Source organism: Allobosea sp. AAP35 (assembly GCF_001295925.1).
Lineage (GTDB): Bacteria > Pseudomonadota > Alphaproteobacteria > Rhizobiales > Beijerinckiaceae > Allobosea.
Map to the genome: position 1 here is coordinate 18,912 of NZ_LJHQ01000033.1, position 16,763 is coordinate 35,674.

The following is a 16,763-nucleotide window of genomic DNA, read 5'->3' on the forward strand; positions in this document are numbered from 1 at the left end:
CAGGAGAGACGCCGTGACCCTGACCCTGCATCTGCAGCAGGCCCTGTTGCCAGACGGCTTTGCCGAGAATGTGAGATTGACTGTCTCGGGGGGGACGATCGCGACCGTCGAGCCCGGCGTCGCGGCCCAGCCCGGCGACATCAGCCTTTCGGGCCTTGCGCTCCCTGGCATGCCCAACCTGCACAGCCACGCCTTTCAGCGCGGCATGGCCGGCCTGTCGGAGCGTCGCGGCGCCGGCGAGGATTCGTTCTGGACCTGGCGCGAGGTGATGTATCGCTTCCTCGACCGGCTTGATCCTGACGACGTTCAGGCGCTGGCCGCGCAGGCCTTCGTCGAGATGCTGGAGGGCGGTTTCACGGCGCTCGCCGAGTTCCACTACCTTCACCACGACAAGGATGGCCGCCCCTATGCGGACATCGCCGCGATGGGCGGCGCCATCGCCGCTGCGGCCGAGGAAACCGGGCTCGGCCTGACGCTGCTGCCGGTGCTCTACCGCTTCGGCAATTTCGGCCAGGCGCCGTCGGTCCACGGCCAGCGCCGCTTCGTCAACACGCGCGATTCCTATCTGAAGCTGGTCGAGGCCAGCGAGGCGGCGATCCGCGATCTGCCCGACGCCAGGCTGGGCCTTGCCCCGCATTCGCTGCGTGCGGTCGCACTCGACGATCTGGATTGGCTCTCGGCGCTTCGCCCGGATGCTCCTCTCCACATCCACGTCGCCGAGCAGATGCGTGAGGTCGAGGATTCGATCGCCATCATGGGCCGCCGTCCCGTCGCCCTGCTGGCGAACACGGTTGCGCTCGACGAACGCTGGTGCCTGATCCACGCCACCCATCTCGACGATGCCGAGCGTGATGCGATTGCGGCCAGCGGCGCCGTCGCGGGCCTGTGCCCCATCACCGAAGCCAGTCTGGGCGACGGCATCTTCGACGGCGTGCGCTACCGGGCCTCCGGCGGTCGCTACGGCGTTGGCAGCGATTCCAACATCCAGATCGATGCTGCGTCCGAACTGCGCCTGCTGGAATATTCGCAGCGCTTCCGCGACCGCCGCCGCGCGCTGATGGCCGAGCCGGATGCCTCGGCGGGCGTCGCGCTATGGCGCGCGGCTGCCACAGGCGGCGCGCAGGCCTGTGGCCGCGCGCTCGGCGCGCTCGCGCCCGGCCTGCGCGCGGATCTGGTAACGCTCGATCCGGAGAATCCTGCCATCATCGGCAAGACAGGAGAGGCGGCGCTCGACAGCGCGGTCTTCGCGACCAATGCGCTGCCCGTGCGCGACGTCTTCGTCGGCGGCCGGCAGGTGGTGGTGGAGGGGCGGCATCCTGCCCGCGCGACAGTGAAAGCGCGTTTCGCCGCCGTCATGCGCAAGCTGCTCGCGGCGCTGTAGCAGCCATGACCCAGGAAACACGGCTCGATGCGGTGAAGCTGGATGGTTCTGGGCCGATCTACGACCAGATCCGGCGCGCTGTCCGCGATCTGATCCTGAACGGAACCTGGCCGCCGGGAACCTCGGTTCCTCCGGAGCATGCCCTCATGGAGCAGCTCGGCGCCTCGCGGATGACCGTGCATCGCGCGCTCGTGCAACTGGCGCGCGAAGGCCTGATCACGCGCCGCAGGCGATCAGGCACGATCGTCGCAAGCCCGCCGGCGAGCCACGCCATGCTGGACATCCTGTCGATCCCGGCCGAGGTCGAAAAGCTCGGGCGCCGTTATGATTACACGGTGCTGTCACGAGCGAACGGCCGACCAACGGCGGAACTGTCCCTGCGTTTCGGCCTGAAGCGCGGCGAAAAGATCATCCATCTCGTCGCGCTGCATCGCGCCGATGGCAAGCCGCATGTGCTGGAGGAGCGGGTCATCCATCTGGCGACCGTGCCGGCTGCCGCGCAGGAAACGTTCGAGACCACGCCGCCCGGCGATTGGCTCCTGGGCCATAGCCTGTGGTCCCAGGCGGAGCATGCCATCAGCGCCATCCCGGCCGAGCCCGATGATGCCCAATTGCTCGACATAAAGCCCGGCGAAGCCTGCCTGCTGATCGAACGCAAGACTTGGAACCAAGACGCACCCGTGACGGCGGTGCGCCTGCTATACCCAGGCAACAGACATCGCTTCATCGGTCGCTTCGGGCCCTATGGTGAGGTGTGAACCTCGCCTCTGGCTTGGACAAAGAACACCGGGCGGCCCGGAAAGGCCGCCCGGCTCAGTCGAATGATCAGCAATCGTAGCGGAAGCGGCGGCCATACTCGTCGCGGCCAACGCAGGTGCGCGGCGCCGTGGCACCACCGATGATCGCGCCGCCGGCGCCGCCGATCGCGGCTCCAGCCAGCGCACCGCCGGCGCGGCCCGTCGCCAGACCGCCGATGACGGCACCCGTGCCGGCGCCGATCAGCGCGCCGCCGCCGATGCGTTCTTCCTGCGCCGTGCAGGCGCCGAGCGAGGCCGCGATGGCCGCGATGATCATGATCTTTTTCATTGGATTGTTCCCTGGCGCTTCGTGATGTGTGAGCAACAGCCGCGCATTCATAGCAGTTGAAGGCGTCGAGCGGTGCGGAGATCCGACCGTTGTCTCCAAACGTCCAAGCCGGGGGAAAGTTCCCGTCGCGGCGCCGTGGCAACTCGAACCTTGAGCCACATGCCGCATCTGCTGTGAAAAACCGCCGGCTCATGCCCAAGCCAACGGCGCCTGCTCACCCAGGGACCTTCCACCGTTTTGCATGAACGGAACTTGAATGCGGGCAGCGGCGCTGCATCCGGCTGGGCGGTGCAGGTGCTGAGCGATTTATCGGGCCTGCCCCCAAAGCTGGATCGCAGTCCCCATCAGTACGCACGCCCCGAACTCGACCCCTGATGCGGCGAACGGCGATTTCGTCGGAACCTTCTCGGGCCAGGCAACGTTGTTCCGGCAATCCGCAGCATGACAGGCTGCATACTTGTCGGAGGCAGTGATCATGACCCTGATCGACACACCCCACGAACTCGATGGCGATCGCTCAGCAAACCCGCTGATCGCCGGCGCGCGCGTCGCTGGAACCGACGTCTACAACGCAGCAGGCGATCATCTGGGCGAGATCTACGACGTCATGCTGGATAAGCGCACCGGCAAGGTTGCTTATGCGATTTTGTCTTTTGGCGGTTTTCTGGGGCTGGGTGAGAAATATCATCCAATTCCCTGGGGAATTCTCGATTACGATGCCGCTCGCAGCGGCTATGTCGTCCCGCTGACCAAGGACAAGCTTGAGGCCGCGCCGATGTATGACAGTCAAGGCGAGCCCGATTGGGACGACAGAGCTTATGGCAAGCGCGTCCATGACTATTACGGCACCATGCCCTACTGGATGATGTAGGAGCAGACCAGTCGCAGGTCGCGGCGGTTGCTATCCCCCCAGCCGAACCGTCGTGATGGCGGGATGCGGGCCGAAAGGCCCGCATCTTCCGTTTTATAAGAGGGTTGGTCCAACGGATTCGCCCTCGCCACCGCTGACGTTCCGGCCAAGCCGGAACGAGGCACCGGCAGACCCCGGAACACTGTGTCCGGCATCGAAGGCGGAAGGCCACTCGATGCGAACCCGTGAGAGCGTCATGCGCATTCGCTACGGCTACAACATCGAGATCGTTTGCCAGCAGGATCTGCCGTTGATCACCTTGCTGGATGTGCATCCGTCGCGCCGACACGACCTCGTTGCACCCGATGACATGCAGGTGACTTCGCTTCTCGAGCCGTCCCGCCCCGTGCCATCATCGCAGTATATCGACCAGTTCGGCAACATCTGCCGCCGCATCACCGCGCCGGCCGGCGGTATCGCGCTGCGGGCCGAAGGTATCGTTCAGGATTCAGGCGAACTCGACCCGATCAACCCCACGGCCGGCGAAGTGCCGCCATCGCGCCTGCCCGACGATGCTCTGGTTTATCTGCTGGGCAGCCGCTACTGCGAGACCGACAAGCTGTCGGCCCAGGCCTGGAGCCTTTTCGGCCATATCGCACCCGGCTGGCCGCGGGTTCAGGCGATCGTCGATTTCGTCCATAACCACTTGACCTTTGGTTATCATTTCGCCCGCAGCACCCGCACCGCCGCCGAAGCCTTCGACGAGCGCATCGGCGTCTGTCGCGACTTCGCCCATCTCGCTGTGGCGTTGTGCCGCTGCGTGAACATTCCGGCACGCTACTGCAACGGCTATCTCGGCGACATCGGAGTGCCGCGCGATCCGGCGCCGATGGACTTCAACGCTTGGTTCGAGGTCTATCTCGGCGGCCGCTGGTACACCTTCGATGCCCGGCACAACATGCGCCGTATCGGGCGCGTGGTGATCGCCAGGGGGCGCGATGCGACCGACGTTGCGATGGTCAGTTCTTTTGGACCTCATACGCTGCAGCGCTTCGAGGTGATCACCGAAGAGGTCGAGGAGGCTCATGGACAGGTGACGTCGCCGGCCTTTCATGGCACTCAACAGCAAATGGGTTCGGCCAGCGCCTGACGCGATCGATCGGATCGTGCCAGATTGGGGTCGCGTCGCGTTAATCCGGCCCGGATGGGCCCTCTCTTGCGGCCATCATGCGCTACACCGTCATCGTTAATGCCAAAGCCGGCACCGTCCTTGAAGCTGGGGCCGATGCGTTCTCCGCCCGTATCATCGCGGCCTTCGATGCCAATGGCTGTTCGGCCAATGTGCACATGGTGCATCCGCGCGAGCTCGACAGTGCTCTGTCGCTCGCGATCGAGGATGGCGATTGTATTCCGGTCATCGCCGGCGGTGACGGCACCATCAATGGTGTGCTGCCGGTCCTCATGGTCGCGGGTCGTCCGGTTGGGGTGCTGCCTCTCGGCACGGTGAACGTGCTTGGTCGCGATCTCGGCCTGGCGGGCGCGATCGAGCAGCAGATCGCCGCCCTTTGCCAGGGCGAGCCGGTGGTGATGGATGTCGGCAGCGTCAACGATCGCCTGTTTCATTCATTGTCGGGCATGGGTTTCTTCAGCCTGATGGCCCGAGAGCGCGAGCAGGCGCGCCGGCGTTTTCCGTTCAGCCGGGCGCTGGCCTTCGCTGTGGCGGCAACGCGCTCGATCCTCTTCACGCGTGCGATCACCGTCGATGTCGGAATCGGGCCTGATCGGCGCGTGGTCGAGGCCGATGCGGTGCTGGTCACGGTCAACGCCTTCGAGGGGGCCGACTGGCGCAGGCCTGCATTGAATGGCGGTGTTTTCGAGGTTCACATTCTGAATGCGGGTGGGCTCTATTCCCGGTGCAAGGCGGCTTTTTCGATCGTATCGGGAGCCTGGCGGACCTCGCCCAATCTGGAATCCTTCACTGGATCGCAGGTGACCCTGACGCGCCGGGACAAGCGCAGCGGCCACATCACCTTCGACGGTGAGGTCGAGCGCAAGCGCGGTCCTCTCGAGTACAAGCTGTTGCCGGGCGCGGTCACGCTGATCGCGGCCCGCGACAGGGTTGCCTGATCAGCGCGGTTTTCGCGCCGTCTTTCGTTACAGTCTGTCCCGGGGTGGTCGTTCTCTTGTTTCAGTCGCGCATCTTCATTCCGGTCGCCGCCGGGGTCGCCTTCCTGGCGCTGGCGCTGTTCATCGGGTCCGGCCGCAACTTCGCCTTCGATCGCAGCCTGGTGCTGCTCTTTCGCGAGGCAGGCAATCCGTCGGTTCCCATCGGCCCGGCCTGGCTCCGCGAGGCCATGCGCGACATCACGGCCTTTGGCAGCTTCGTCGGCCTGGGTTTGATGACGATCGCGGCCAGCTTGACGCTGTGGCTGTGCCGTCACCGGCCGCTGGCGCTGGGTCTGATCTTGACGGTGCTCTCCGCGACGCTGGTTTCGACCGGGCTGAAGATCTGGATCGGCCGCGACCGGCCGGATATCGTCGAGCATGCGGCCCTGACCTTCACCGCGAGCTTCCCGAGCGGCCACGCCTTTTTGTCGGCGGCAACGCTTCTGAGCATCGCGGGTTTCGTCGGGCTGGCGGCACGTCGCGATGATATCACCCGGCTCTGCGTCATCCTCGCCTGGGTGATGCTCGTGGTGATCGGCGTCAGCCGCGTCTATCTTGGCGTGCATTGGCCGACCGACGTGATCGGTGGTTGGTGCCTTGGTATCGCCTGGGCAGGCCTGGCGGTGGCGGTGCTGGGCCGCAGGATGGCCCAGGCCGAAGCGCGGGCGGCGAAATCTCCCGCAAGCGTCGCTGGCCTCCCTCGATCGTGATGCTGCGGTGCGGGAACATTCGGCCTGATGGCGGGTTTTGAACGCGCCGCGCTCGACGCGGTTTTCAGTCGGAAGCCTTCCATGCCCGCATCGCGTAACCTTCTTGTTGCCCTCGTCGTCCTTCTCGTCGCGGGCCTCGCCGCCACGGGCTATGCGCTCTATCAGGAAAAGAAGCAGCCCGAGGGTGTCGAGATCTCCGTCGGCAAGAATGGCCTGTCGATCAAGGAGAAATAAGCGTCCAGGCCGTCCGGTCGCCGCTTAACTGTTGGCGAGGATCATGTTGCGGACGATCGGGTAGATCTGTCCATCCCATTTGCGGCCCGAGAACACGCCGTAATGTCCGACGCCGGCCTGCATGTGGTGGCGTTTGCGAAACGGCTTCAGACCTGAGCAGAGCTCGTGGGCCGCCGACGTCTGCCCGAGTGCGCAGATGTCGTCGCGCTCGCCTTCGACCGTCAGGAGCGCGGTTTTCCGGATCGCTCCGCAATCGACGATCTCGCCGCGATAGGTCAACGTCCGCGCCGCCAGACGCGCCTCCTGGAAAATCCATTCGACGGTTTCGAGATAGAATTCCGCCGGCAGATCGAGCACGGCAAAATATTCGTCGTAGAAGGATTTGATCTTCTCCGCCTCTTCCGTTTCGCCGGCCGCGATATGGGTGAACAGGTCGATATGGGCGTTGACATGCCGCTGCATGTTCATCGCCAGGAACGCACCAAGCTGGATGAAGCCGGGATAAACCTTGCGACCGCCGCCCGCATAGCGCGAGGGAACGGTCGCGATCAGGTTCTGGCGGAACCACGCGATCGGCTTGTCCATGGCAAGCTTGTTGACCGTCGTCGGGTTGACCCGCGTATCGACGGGCCCGGCCATCAGCGTCATGCTGCGCGGCTGGAACGCGTTTCCCGCTTGCGCCATCACGGCAGCGGCGGTGAGCACCTGCACGCAGGGCTGACACACCGCGACGACATGCGTCTGGTCGCCCAGCGTCTCGATGAAGCGGATCAGCGTATCGACATAATCGTCATAGCCGAAGGGGCCGGCCTCCAGGCTGACGTCGCGGGCATTGTGCCAGTCGGTGATGTAGACGTCGTGATCGCGCAGCAGCGTCGCGACCGTGTTGCGCAAGAGCGTGGCGAAATGGCCCGACATCGGCGCGACCACCAGCACCTTCGCCTGGGGTGTGTCGCTATCCTTCCTGAAGCGCAGCAGGCTGCCGAACGGGAGGTGCAGCACGATTTCCTCGGTCACGGGGACATCGCGGTTGCCCTCGCGCACGCTGTCGATCTGGTAGGAGGGCCGTTCATGCGTCAGGCCGGCGCGCGTCACCATCTCATAGGCAGCTGCTGTCGCACGGAAATCCACGGGCTGCCCCGTCATCGCCCGCGCGCCGAGCGCCGCCAGCGCCGAATGGGCCAGCATGCGCGCGGGGTTCATCAGGTCGGACTGGGCCTGGTAGGCAAGATAGAGCATCGGCGTGCGACCTCGGCTGGACGGAACGCCAGCCGCCGCCGGGCATGGTTCGGCGGCGCTGTCGTCCTGACGCTATGTTGCACTGCAAAAGCTCGGTTCCGCAAGATTGTTCTATTGTTGTGGCGTCAATGGAATGCCTCTTGCTAGATTTGGAACGGCCGCAGAGGATGCCTGTCATGACACTCGCTACCCTGACCATCAGCAGCAAGAACTACTCGTCCTGGTCGCTGCGCGGCTGGCTGCTCTGCGTCATGGCCGGGCTCGAGGTCGAGGAACTCATGCTGTCGGCCGATGAGCCGTCGGCGCGCGCCGAACTGCTGCTGCTGTCGCCGTCCTTTCTCGTACCCTGCCTGAGGCATGACGGGATCACGGTCTGGGATACGCTCGCCATCGCCGCCTATCTCGACGAGATCAAACCCAATGCCGGCCTCGTGCCGAAGGACCCTTCCGCGCGGGCGCATTGCCGGGCGATCTGCGGCGAGATGCATTCGGGCTTTGCCAATCTGCGCTCGGCCCTGCCGATGAACCTCAAGGCGCATTATCCCGGCTTCAAGGTCTGGGCCGGCGCCCAGGCGGACATCGACCGCGTCACGCAGATCTGGCGCGAATGCCTGGGGAGCTATGGCGGGCCCTATCTCTTCGGCAAGACGCAGACGATGGCGGACGCGATGTATGCGCCCGTGTGCATGCGCTTCCAGACCTATGATGTGGCGCTGGACCCGGTCTGTGAGGCCTATGGCCGCACGATCGCGGCCTGGCCGGCGCTTCAGCGCTGGATAGAGGCCGCCAAGGCAGAGCCGGACGACATGGAAGAACTCGACGCCGAGTTCTGACGTTTTGCTCTCATCATGCATGGCGGGACTTGCTCGATCCCGCAGCGGCATTGGCCATCGCACGCCAAAGCGGCTAAACCCCCCACGAACCGAATAACAGCCGTGGGAGGCCGCACATGACCGAGATGTTCAAGAACCTGATCGCCGGCGAATGGGCCGGTGGCACCAACGCATCGCGCAACATCAACCCGTCCGACACCAACGACGTTGTCGGCGAATATGCGCAGGGCACGGTCGATCAGCTCAATGACGCCGTGGCCGCTGCCAAGGCGGCCTTCCCGGCCTGGAGCCGCTCGGGCCCGCAGGAGCGCTACGAGATTCTGAAGAAGGCTTCCGACGAGGTCTTCGCCCGCAAGGAGGAACTCGGCCGCCTGCTCTCGCGCGAAGAGGGCAAGACCCTGGCCGAGGGCATTGGCGAGGCCGGCCGCGCCGGCCAGGTGCTGGCCTTCTTCGCCGGAGAGGCCCTGCGGCTGACCGGTGAGATGCTGCCTTCGGTGCGTCCCGGTGTCGGCGTCGAGATCACCCGTGAGCCCATGGGCATCATCGGCATGATCACGCCCTGGAACTTCCCGATCGCGATCCCGGCCTGGAAAATCGCGCCGGCGCTGGCCTATGGCAACTGCGTCGTGATCAAGCCGGCCGATCTCGTCCCGGGCTCCGCCTGGGCGTTGGTCGACATCCTGCATCGCGCCGGCCTGCCCAAGGGCGTGCTCAACCTTGTCATGGGCCGCGGCTCGGTCGTCGGCCAGGCGCTGCTGCAGCACAAGGACGTTCACGCCATCTCCTTCACCGGCTCGGTCGCGACCGGCCGCAAGGTGGCCGAGGCCTGCATCGCCTCCTCGCCGATGAAGAAGGTTCAGCTCGAAATGGGCGGCAAGAACCCGCTCGTCGTGCTCGACGATGCCGATCTGAAGATCGCGGTCGAATGCGCGGTGCAGGGCGCCTTCTTCTCGACCGGCCAGCGCTGCACGGCCTCCTCGCGCCTGATCGTCCAGGCCGGCATTCACGACAAATTCGTCGAGGCCTGCGTGGAGCGGATGAAGGGCCTGACGATCGATGACGCGTTGAAGGCCGGCACCCATATCGGCCCGGTCGTCGATCAGAGCCAGCTCGACCAGGACCTGAAATACATCCAGATCGCCAAGGACGAGGGCGGCAAGCTGGTCTGGGGCGGCGAATTGCTCAACCGCGAGACGCCTGGCTTCTATCTCCAGCCCGCGCTCTTCACCGAGACCACCAACGCCATGCGGATTTCGCGCGAGGAGGTCTTCGGGCCTGTCGCCAACATCATCCGCGTCAAGGACTATGAGGAAGCGCTCAGCGTCGCCAACGACACCGAGTTTGGCCTGTCCTCGGGCATCTGCACGACCTCGCTGAAGCATGCGACGCATTTCAAGCGCAATGCCGAGGCCGGCATGGTGATGGTCAACCTCGCCACGGCGGGCGTCGACTACCATGTGCCCTTCGGCGGAAGGAAGGGCTCGAGCTACGGCCCCCGCGAGCAGGGCGCCTACGCGAAGGAGTTCTACACCACGGTGAAGACGGCCTACACGCTGGCGTGAGGCATTAGCAGGGATATATTCAGGATCGTCATGGAAGCGTTCGGGCGAAGGCGCCCGGACGTTTCGAGCGCGCAGCAGCCATACGCAGCGATCCGCTCAAACGTCCGAACCCAGGATCGCCTTGGCGTCGCGGGCTCCATGGATGATGTGGACGATTTCGACGACGTCTGATTTGACCCGATAGAAAATCAGATACCGCCGGTAAACTTTCCTGCGAATGCCTTGATTTTAGAGCCCTTCGGCCAACGGCGATGCCAAAGGAACGGCGCCGATCGCGTGGCAGGCAGACTGTATCTCAAGGAGAAAGCGCGCTGCGCGAAATGGGCTGTCTGATGCGATATAGGCGCCAATCGCTGCCAGATCGGCTTCCGCCTCGACAGTGAGCGCGACGGGTATCATTCGGCCGCTTGCGCCAACGCTTCATATTTAGCGATCAGCCTCGCAAACACTTCGTCTGCCGGCGAAACGCGGCCGGCGTCGGCGTCAGCGATGCCACGCGCGATGGCGGCATGGATTTCAGCGCGTCGCTCCTCCTGGAGTCGGACGAGTTTGACAGCCTGCTGAATGACCGCGCCGGACGAGGCGTAGCGTCCGGCAGTCACGAGGCTGCTTACGAACGCCTCGTCATCCTCGTCGAGCTGGACTGACATGGACATCGTTCTCCCGCCTCCACGCAAGTATAGGCGATCCGCGATCGGGCTGCCATCATCGTTTCTTGAACCATCCGACCTACAGCGTTGGATGCCTGGCAAAATCCTGCATCAGGATTGTGGGCGATCCCCAAGGGCAGCCTGAATTCCCTGGTCAACTGGACCAGGGCCGGATTTACAGCGCCGTCTGCGCTTCAGAACCCCTCCAGCACGATCTTGCCCCGGGCCGTGCCGCTTTCGAGCAGGGCGTGAGCCCGTTTGAGATTGGCGGCGTCGATCGTGCCGTAGGTTTCCGTCAGCGTCGTGCGGATGTCGCCGGCATCGACCAGCCGCGAGACCTCGTTCAGGAGATCGCCCTGCGCCTGCATGTCGGCCGTCTGGTGAAGCGAGCGGGTGAACATCAGCTCCCAGTGCAGCGACAGAGCCTTGTTCTTCAGTGGCATCACGTCGAGCGTGGCGGGGTCGTCGATCACGCCGATGCGGCCCTGCGGCGCGATCAGCTTCAGCACCTCCGGCAGATGCTCGCTGGTGTGGGTAGTGATGAAGACGAAACCGGGTGCGCTAAGCCCCAGCGCCGCAATCTCGTCGGACAACGGCTTGCCATGGTCGACGACATGATGCGCGCCGAGCTCTTGAGCCCAGGCTTGCGTCTCCGGCCGCGACGCGGTGGCGATGACGGTCAGATCGGTGAGCTTGCGGGCGAGCTGGATCGCGATCGAGCCGACGCCGCCGGCTCCTCCGATAATCAGCAGGGCAGGGGCAGCGCCGGGAACCGTGTCGCGGACCTTGAGCCGGTCGAACAGCATCTCCCAGGCGGTGATCGCGGTCAGCGGCAAGGCGGCGGCTTCGGCGAAGGACAAGGTGGCGGGCTTGGCGCCGACGATGCGCTCATCGACCAGATGGAACTGCATATTGGCGCCGGGCCGGTCGAGCGCGCCGGCATAGAACACGGCGTCGCCCGGCTTGAAGGCGGTGACATCGGGGCCGACGGCCTTGACGATGCCGGCTGCGTCCCAGCCGAGGATGCGCGCCTCGCCGGCCGGAGGCTTTGCATTGCGCCGCACCTTCGTGTCGACCGGATTGACCGAGATCGCCTTGACCTCGACGAGCAGATCGCGCCCGGTGGCAACCGGATCGGGAAGCTCCAGGTCGATCAGGCTGGTCTCGGCGGTGATGGCTTGCGGTTCGCGATAGCCGATGGCGCGCATGGTGGCATCCTCCTCGATGGTGATAGCGGCGACATGCGCCCTATGCAGGGTCGGTTCAAGGACGCAGGTGCCGCAGGCGATCTGACGACGCCCCTCAATAAGCCAGCCCGACATAGTTCTCCGCCAGCGCCGCCATGGCGTGGTCGGAGGAGACGAGATAGTCGAGTTCGGCCTGCTGCATCCGCTGTTCGAACGGGCTTTGCTCGGGAAACTGATGCATCAACGAGGTCAGCCACCAGGAGAAGCGCTCCGCCTTCCAGACCCGCGCCAAAGCCTTTTGCGAATAGGCGTCGATCCCGGCTTCCGAGCGGTCGAGGAAGAGTTCGCGCAGTGCCTCGAATAGGTAGTGGATGTCGCCGGCGGCGAGGTTGAGCCCCTTGGCGCCCGTGGGCGGTACGATATGGGCGGCGTCTCCCGCCAGGAACAGCCGCCCGAAGCGCATCGGCTCGGCCACGAAGGAGCGCAGCGGCGCGATCGATTTCTCGATCGAAGGGCCCGTCGTCAGGCAAGCCGCGGTTGCGGGGTCGAGCCGGCGGCGCAACTCGTCCCAGAAGCGCTGATCCGACCAGGCATCGACGCGCTCATCCTGGGCGCATTGCACGTAGTAGCGGCTGCGCGCCGCCGAGCGCATCGAGCACAGCGCAAAGCCGCGCTGGCTGCGGGCATAGATGAGTTCGTCGGAGACCGGCGGCACGTCGGCCAGGATGCCGAGCCAGCCGAAAGGGTAGACCCGCTCGAAGATCCGCAGCGCGCTGGCCGGGATGCTGGCGCGCGAGACCCCATGATAACCGTCGCAGCCGGCGATGACGTCGCAGTCAAGCCGCTTGGGAATGCCGCTGTCGAGATAGGTCACATAGGGGCTGGCGCCGTCGAAGCCGTGCAGCGTCACGTCGTCGGCCTCGAAGATCGTTTGCCCGTTCTGCGCGGCGCGCTGGTCCATCAGGTCGCGCGTGACCTCGGTCTGCCCATAGACGGTGACATGCTTGCCGCCGGTCAATTCGCCGAGCGCGATGCGGTGGCGGGCCTCGCCGAACAACAGGTCGAAGCCGTCATGGACCAGCCCCTCCGCATGCAGCCGCGCGCTGGCGCCGACCTGGTCGAGCAGCCCGACGGTCCCCTGTTCGAGAACCCCGGCCCTGATCCGCGACAGGACATAGTCGCGGCTCTTGCGCTCGAGGATCACGCTGTCGATGCCGGACTGGTGCAGCAACTGCCCCAGCAGCAGACCCGACGGACCCGCTCCGATGATGGCGACCTGGGTTCGCATGCGTCCTCCCGCGCGGGCCATGACGAGACCCTTGGCAACAAGTTGCCATGGCAACCAATCGAAGGGAAGAGATGCGGTGGCGAGGCCGATCCGCGCAGTTCAGCTCACGGGCGCGGTTCAGATCGCGGGCGAGGTTCAGATCACGGGAATGACATCGACGGCGATGCCGATCTTCTGCGAGCCTGCGCCGATCACGACGCCGTCCAGCGGCGAGACATCGGCATAGTCGCGGCCCAGCGCGGTGACGATGTGGTCGTCGGCGACGATCAGATCGTTGGTCGGGTCGAGGCCGATCCAGCCCGTCTCGGGCCCGCACCAGATCATCACCCAGGCATGGCTGGCATCGGCGCCTTCCAGCCGCTTCTCGCCCGGTGGCGGGATGGTCCGGATATAGCCGCTGACATAGGCCGCCGGCAGGCCGAGCCCGCGCAGACCGGCGATCATCACATGGGCGAAATCCTGGCAGACCCCATGGCGTTCGCGGAAGGCCTCCTCCAGCGGGGTCGAGACCTCCGTTGCCTCGGGGTCATAGGTAAATTCGCGGCGGATCCGGCCCATCAGCTCGGCCGCGGCTTCCAGCACGGGGCGCCTGGGCGAAAAGCTCGCACGCGCATAATCCGTGACGGCGGCCACCACCGGTACCAGCCGGCTTGGATGCAGGTGATGCGCCGGCGACTCGGGCGCCAGGCTGGCCGAGGCCAGCGCCAGGGCCCCGACCTCCTCCCAGCGCCGTGTCAGGCCCGGGAAGGGCGCGGGCGGCCGCCTCACCTCGACGCGCGCCCGCATCTCGACCTTGAGTTCGCGATGCGGCTTCGAGATCGTCAGCGTGGTCATGCGGTTGCCGAAAAAGCAGCTGCCGTCGCTGCGTTCCGCCGGGCGCGGCGTCACGCTGAGCTCGCTGCTGACGACGCTCTGGCCGCCATCATTGCGCGGCTCCAGCCGCAGGATGCAGCGCGCGAACGGGACCTGGCGGCTATAGCCGTAGGTGGTGATGTGCCGGACGTCGTAGATCACGCGATGCCTGTCAGCCGCGAGCCTTCGGGGCCGCTGTTCTGGAGGAAATAGCGGTCGGCGATGGCGCTGGAGACGCCCATCAGCAGCTGCTCGAACAGGAGGATGCTGGCCCGGTCGAGCCTTGACGCTTCCGAGGTGCGGCATTCGGCGGCGAGCTTCAGGATCAGCCGGCGCGGTGCCTCCAGCATGCCGTCTTCGGTGACAGAAGGCAGGTCGCGGATCTCGGTGTCGAGCCGATCGATCTGGAAGGCCACCGAGCGCGGGTTGTAGGGGTCGAGCATCACCAGATCGAGCACGGGCTGCAGGCTGGCGCCGATCATGTAGCGCGAGCGATAGGTGATCTGCGAATCGGTCAGGTCGAGCAGGGCATCGAGCCCGTCGCTGGGCGCGCTGGCCTCGGCAAAATGCCGCGCAAAGCGGCAGGTCGCGATGCCGCGCTCGATCCGCCGGCCGATATCGAGAAACCGCCAGCCCGGGCCCCGCACCATGTTTTCCTGGCTGAGGCCCGAGAACGCCGCCAGAGTCTTGAGCGCCCGGTCGGCAACCTCATAGACCTCGCCCTCGCTCGACTTTGCCCCGGCCTCGAGAGTCAGCTGGCGCTGCAGGTCGCCAAACAGCCGCCACGCATCGATCGAAAGCCGCTCGCGAATGACCGAGGCCGTGCGCCGGGCCTCGCCGATATTGGCGCGGGCCGAGCCGTATTCGCCAGCATCGTAGAGGGCTGCGGTCGCTTGGGCCAGTGCCGAGGAGACCTTGCCAGTCGCGCTGGCGCCCCGGATACGGGTCCCAGATCCCTTGCCGCTGGGCGCAGCACCCCAGGCGACCAGCAGATTGGCCAAGCGCCGCACCGTCTCGGGACGGGCGGGGTTGGTGACGTCGGCATCGATCAGCCGGCCGAGCAGCGCCCGCACCAGCCGCAGCGTCGCCTCCGTGCGCTCGAGATAGCGCCCGAGCCAGAACAGGTTGTCGGCGGCGCGGCTCGGCAGCGTGCCGGTGATGCGGCGGATCGGAATGCGATCGGGCGTCGGCAACAGCGACACCTGCTCGACGGGTGCGTCTGACGTCACCCAGACGTCGGACGAGCGCACGCCGCTGCGCATGCTCACCGCGCGTGCATCGGGCTCGTCGGAGATCCGGCAGAAGCCGCCCGGCATCACCTTCCAGCCATCGGGCGTCGCGGCGGCGAAGACGCGCAAGGTCATCGGGCGCGGCTGCAGGCGCCCGTTCTGGAAGACCGGCGTCGTCGAGAGCCGCACGACCTCCTGCCCGACATAGTCCATGCCGCGCGCCTCGACCCGCTGGCGCAGCGCGTCGCGCTCCGCAGCCGGGAGGTCGGCCACGACCACCGGCCCGCCATCAAGCCCGCCGCCGGCGCTGCGAAAGGCTGGCGCGATGCTCATCTCGTCGAACCGGTTCAGGACGGCGGCGCGCTCGCGCGGCTGGCCGCACCACCAGGTCGCGACATTGGGCAGGATCATCTTCTCGCCGAGGAGCTTCTCGCCCAGCGCCGGCAGGAAACCCATCAGCGCCCGTGCTTCCACCACGCCGGAGCCGAGCCCGTTGGCGATATGAACGCTGCCCTTGCGCACCGCCTGCACGAGCCCTGCCACGCCCAGCGCTGAGCGTGCATTGAGTTCGAGCGGATCGGCGAAGTCGCCGTCGATGCGTCGCCAGATCACGTCGGCGCGTTTGAGCCCCGCGATGGTGCGCACATGCACGCGCCCCTCGCGCATGACGAGATCGCCGCCCTCCACCAGCAGGAAGCCGAGATAGCGCGCGAGATAGGTCTGCTCGAAATAGCTTTCGTTGAGCGGGCCTGGTGTCAGCAGGCAGATGCGCGGCTCGACGCGCTTCGACCGCGCCACCAGCCCGGCCCGGAAGCCCTGGAAGAAGGTCGCCAGCCGCTCGATGTTCATCGTCCGGAACATGTCGGGGAAGGCGCGCGACAAGGCGAGCCGGTTTTCCAGTGCATAGCCGGTGCCCGAGGGCGCCTGCGTCCGGTCGCCGAGAATCCACCAGCGCCCATCGGGGCCGCGTCCGAGATCGGCGGCGTAGAGCTGCAGCGCGCCACCGCCCGGCGCTCCATGCAGCGGCCTCAGATAGTCGGGGCTGCCGGTGACGACCGAAGCCGGCAGCAGCCCGTTGGCGATCATCTCGCCCGGGCCGTAGATGTCGTCGAGCAGCGTGCTCAGAAGCTGCGCCCTCTGGGCGACGCCGGCCGCGATCGTTTCCCATTCGGAGCCCGGGATCACCAGAGGCACATGCGAGAGCGGCCAGGCCCGCTCACCGCCCGCCGGGTCGTGCTCGTCCTGATCGCCATGGACGCGGTAGGAGACGCCGGTGTCGTTGACGTGCCGGTCTGCGAGGCCGAAGCGCTGGTTCAGCTCGTCGGGCGAAAAGGCGCACCACTCCGACAGGAAGGGCTCCCAATGCGCGCGCACCTGGCCGTCGGGGCCGATGAGCTCGTCGCGCACGCCCGGTAGCGGCCGATAGCCCGCCAGCAGGGCGTTGCGCCGCTCCGTCCGGGTGCGCGCCGATGGTGATCGCCCCTGCAATGCCATCG

At 66.1% G+C, this 16,763-nt stretch carries 16 protein-coding genes; 9 read left to right on the top strand and 7 right to left on the bottom strand.

Going from position 1 to position 16,763, the window contains the following annotated elements; translation table 11 throughout:
- Nucleotides 1-13: 13 nt before the first annotated feature.
- The gene (locus tag IP69_RS11830) at nucleotides 14-1,381 is read left to right on the top strand and encodes a formimidoylglutamate deiminase (protein ID WP_054143030.1); all 1,368 of its coding nucleotides are present in this window, start codon (nucleotides 14-16) and stop codon (nucleotides 1,379-1,381) included.
- Nucleotides 1,382-1,386: 5 nt separating this feature from the next.
- Nucleotides 1,387-2,139 (top strand): histidine utilization repressor, encoded by a 753-nt coding sequence (hutC, locus tag IP69_RS11835; protein WP_054143031.1) that lies wholly within the window; start codon nucleotides 1,387-1,389, stop codon nucleotides 2,137-2,139.
- A gap of 67 nt (nucleotides 2,140-2,206) precedes the next feature.
- On the opposite strand, the gene IP69_RS11840 is transcribed toward hutC, so the two are convergent.
- Nucleotides 2,207-2,467: a hypothetical protein gene (locus IP69_RS11840; RefSeq protein WP_054143032.1), complete on the bottom strand. Its 261-nt coding sequence runs from the start codon at nucleotides 2,465-2,467 to the stop codon at nucleotides 2,207-2,209.
- Between the two features lie 475 nt (nucleotides 2,468-2,942).
- Between IP69_RS11840 and IP69_RS11845 the strand changes: the two genes are divergently transcribed.
- The 5 genes from IP69_RS11845 to IP69_RS22140 all read left to right on the top strand — a co-directional run bounded on the left by IP69_RS11845 (nucleotide 2,943) and on the right by IP69_RS22140 (nucleotide 6,427).
- On the top strand, nucleotides 2,943-3,338 hold the full coding sequence (locus tag IP69_RS11845) for a PRC-barrel domain-containing protein (RefSeq protein ID WP_054143033.1): 396 nt from the start codon (nucleotides 2,943-2,945) through the stop codon (nucleotides 3,336-3,338).
- Between the two features lie 235 nt (nucleotides 3,339-3,573).
- On the top strand, nucleotides 3,574-4,467 hold the full coding sequence (locus tag IP69_RS11850; protein WP_054143034.1) for a transglutaminase family protein: 894 nt from the start codon (nucleotides 3,574-3,576) through the stop codon (nucleotides 4,465-4,467).
- A gap of 77 nt (nucleotides 4,468-4,544) precedes the next feature.
- Nucleotides 4,545-5,444, top strand: a complete 900-nt coding sequence (locus tag IP69_RS11855; RefSeq protein WP_054143035.1) for a diacylglycerol kinase family protein — start codon at nucleotides 4,545-4,547, stop codon at nucleotides 5,442-5,444.
- A 56-nt stretch (nucleotides 5,445-5,500) separates the two neighbouring features.
- Complete coding sequence (locus tag IP69_RS11860) at nucleotides 5,501-6,193, top strand: phosphatase PAP2 family protein (protein ID WP_156323420.1); 693 nt, start codon at nucleotides 5,501-5,503, stop codon at nucleotides 6,191-6,193.
- A gap of 81 nt (nucleotides 6,194-6,274) precedes the next feature.
- Complete coding sequence (locus tag IP69_RS22140; protein ID WP_197279832.1) at nucleotides 6,275-6,427, top strand: hypothetical protein; 153 nt, start codon at nucleotides 6,275-6,277, stop codon at nucleotides 6,425-6,427.
- Between the two features lie 24 nt (nucleotides 6,428-6,451).
- Here IP69_RS22140 and phaZ read toward each other — a convergent pair whose 3' ends face one another.
- Nucleotides 6,452-7,666 carry a polyhydroxyalkanoate depolymerase gene (gene phaZ / locus IP69_RS11870; RefSeq protein ID WP_054143038.1) on the bottom strand — a complete coding sequence of 405 codons (1,215 nt, stop codon included), beginning with the start codon at nucleotides 7,664-7,666 and terminating at the stop codon, nucleotides 6,452-6,454.
- Nucleotides 7,667-7,842: 176 nt separating this feature from the next.
- On the opposite strand from phaZ, the gene IP69_RS11875 reads away from it, so the two are divergent.
- Nucleotides 7,843-8,499: a glutathione S-transferase family protein gene (locus tag IP69_RS11875; protein WP_054143065.1), complete on the top strand. Its 657-nt coding sequence runs from the start codon at nucleotides 7,843-7,845 to the stop codon at nucleotides 8,497-8,499.
- Between the two features lie 116 nt (nucleotides 8,500-8,615).
- Entirely contained in the window at nucleotides 8,616-10,061 is a 1,446-nt protein-coding gene (locus tag IP69_RS11880) for an aldehyde dehydrogenase family protein (RefSeq protein ID WP_054143039.1), read from the top strand.
- Nucleotides 10,062-10,456: 395 nt separating this feature from the next.
- Here IP69_RS11880 and IP69_RS11885 read toward each other — a convergent pair whose 3' ends face one another.
- The 5 genes from IP69_RS11885 to IP69_RS11905 form a co-directional block, all read right to left on the bottom strand.
- Complete coding sequence (locus IP69_RS11885) at nucleotides 10,457-10,711, bottom strand: type II toxin-antitoxin system ParD family antitoxin (RefSeq protein ID WP_349236294.1); 255 nt, start codon at nucleotides 10,709-10,711, stop codon at nucleotides 10,457-10,459.
- Between the two features lie 194 nt (nucleotides 10,712-10,905).
- Complete coding sequence (locus IP69_RS11890) at nucleotides 10,906-11,919, bottom strand: zinc-binding alcohol dehydrogenase family protein (RefSeq protein ID WP_054143066.1); 1,014 nt, start codon at nucleotides 11,917-11,919, stop codon at nucleotides 10,906-10,908.
- A gap of 94 nt (nucleotides 11,920-12,013) precedes the next feature.
- Nucleotides 12,014-13,186 carry a 4-hydroxybenzoate 3-monooxygenase gene (gene pobA, locus IP69_RS11895; RefSeq protein ID WP_054143041.1) on the bottom strand — a complete coding sequence of 391 codons (1,173 nt, stop codon included), beginning with the start codon at nucleotides 13,184-13,186 and terminating at the stop codon, nucleotides 12,014-12,016.
- Between the two features lie 135 nt (nucleotides 13,187-13,321).
- Nucleotides 13,322-14,200 carry a transglutaminase family protein gene (locus tag IP69_RS11900; RefSeq protein WP_054143042.1) on the bottom strand — a complete coding sequence of 293 codons (879 nt, stop codon included), beginning with the start codon at nucleotides 14,198-14,200 and terminating at the stop codon, nucleotides 13,322-13,324.
- A complete protein-coding gene (locus IP69_RS11905) occupies nucleotides 14,197-16,761 on the bottom strand; it encodes a circularly permuted type 2 ATP-grasp protein (RefSeq protein ID WP_054143043.1) in 2,565 nt (854 codons plus the stop codon). Before IP69_RS11905 ends, IP69_RS11900 begins: the two co-directional genes overlap by 4 nt.
- Nucleotides 16,762-16,763: the final 2 nt, after the last annotated feature.

Bases quoted from the DNA above. Each gene is read 5' to 3' on its own strand.
- IP69_RS11875 (WP_054143065.1), top strand. From the start codon at position 7,843: ATGACACTCGCTACCCTGACCATCAGCAGCAAGAACTACTCGTCCTGG.
- IP69_RS11850 (WP_054143034.1), top strand. From the start codon at position 3,574: ATGCGCATTCGCTACGGCTACAACATCGAGATCGTTTGCCAGCAGGAT.
- IP69_RS22140 (WP_197279832.1), top strand. From the start codon at position 6,275: ATGCCCGCATCGCGTAACCTTCTTGTTGCCCTCGTCGTCCTTCTCGTC.
- IP69_RS11840 (WP_054143032.1), bottom strand. From the start codon at position 2,467: ATGAAAAAGATCATGATCATCGCGGCCATCGCGGCCTCGCTCGGCGCC.
- phaZ (WP_054143038.1), bottom strand. From the start codon at position 7,666: ATGCTCTATCTTGCCTACCAGGCCCAGTCCGACCTGATGAACCCCGCG.
- IP69_RS11885 (WP_349236294.1), bottom strand. From the start codon at position 10,711: ATGTCAGTCCAGCTCGACGAGGATGACGAGGCGTTCGTAAGCAGCCTC.
- IP69_RS11845 (WP_054143033.1), top strand. From the start codon at position 2,943: ATGACCCTGATCGACACACCCCACGAACTCGATGGCGATCGCTCAGCA.
- IP69_RS11905 (WP_054143043.1), bottom strand. From the start codon at position 16,761: ATGGCATTGCAGGGGCGATCACCATCGGCGCGCACCCGGACGGAGCGG.
- IP69_RS11890 (WP_054143066.1), bottom strand. From the start codon at position 11,919: ATGCGCGCCATCGGCTATCGCGAACCGCAAGCCATCACCGCCGAGACC.
- IP69_RS11880 (WP_054143039.1), top strand. From the start codon at position 8,616: ATGACCGAGATGTTCAAGAACCTGATCGCCGGCGAATGGGCCGGTGGC.
- hutC (WP_054143031.1), top strand. From the start codon at position 1,387: ATGACCCAGGAAACACGGCTCGATGCGGTGAAGCTGGATGGTTCTGGG.
- pobA (WP_054143041.1), bottom strand. From the start codon at position 13,186: ATGCGAACCCAGGTCGCCATCATCGGAGCGGGTCCGTCGGGTCTGCTG.
- IP69_RS11855 (WP_054143035.1), top strand. From the start codon at position 4,545: ATGCGCTACACCGTCATCGTTAATGCCAAAGCCGGCACCGTCCTTGAA.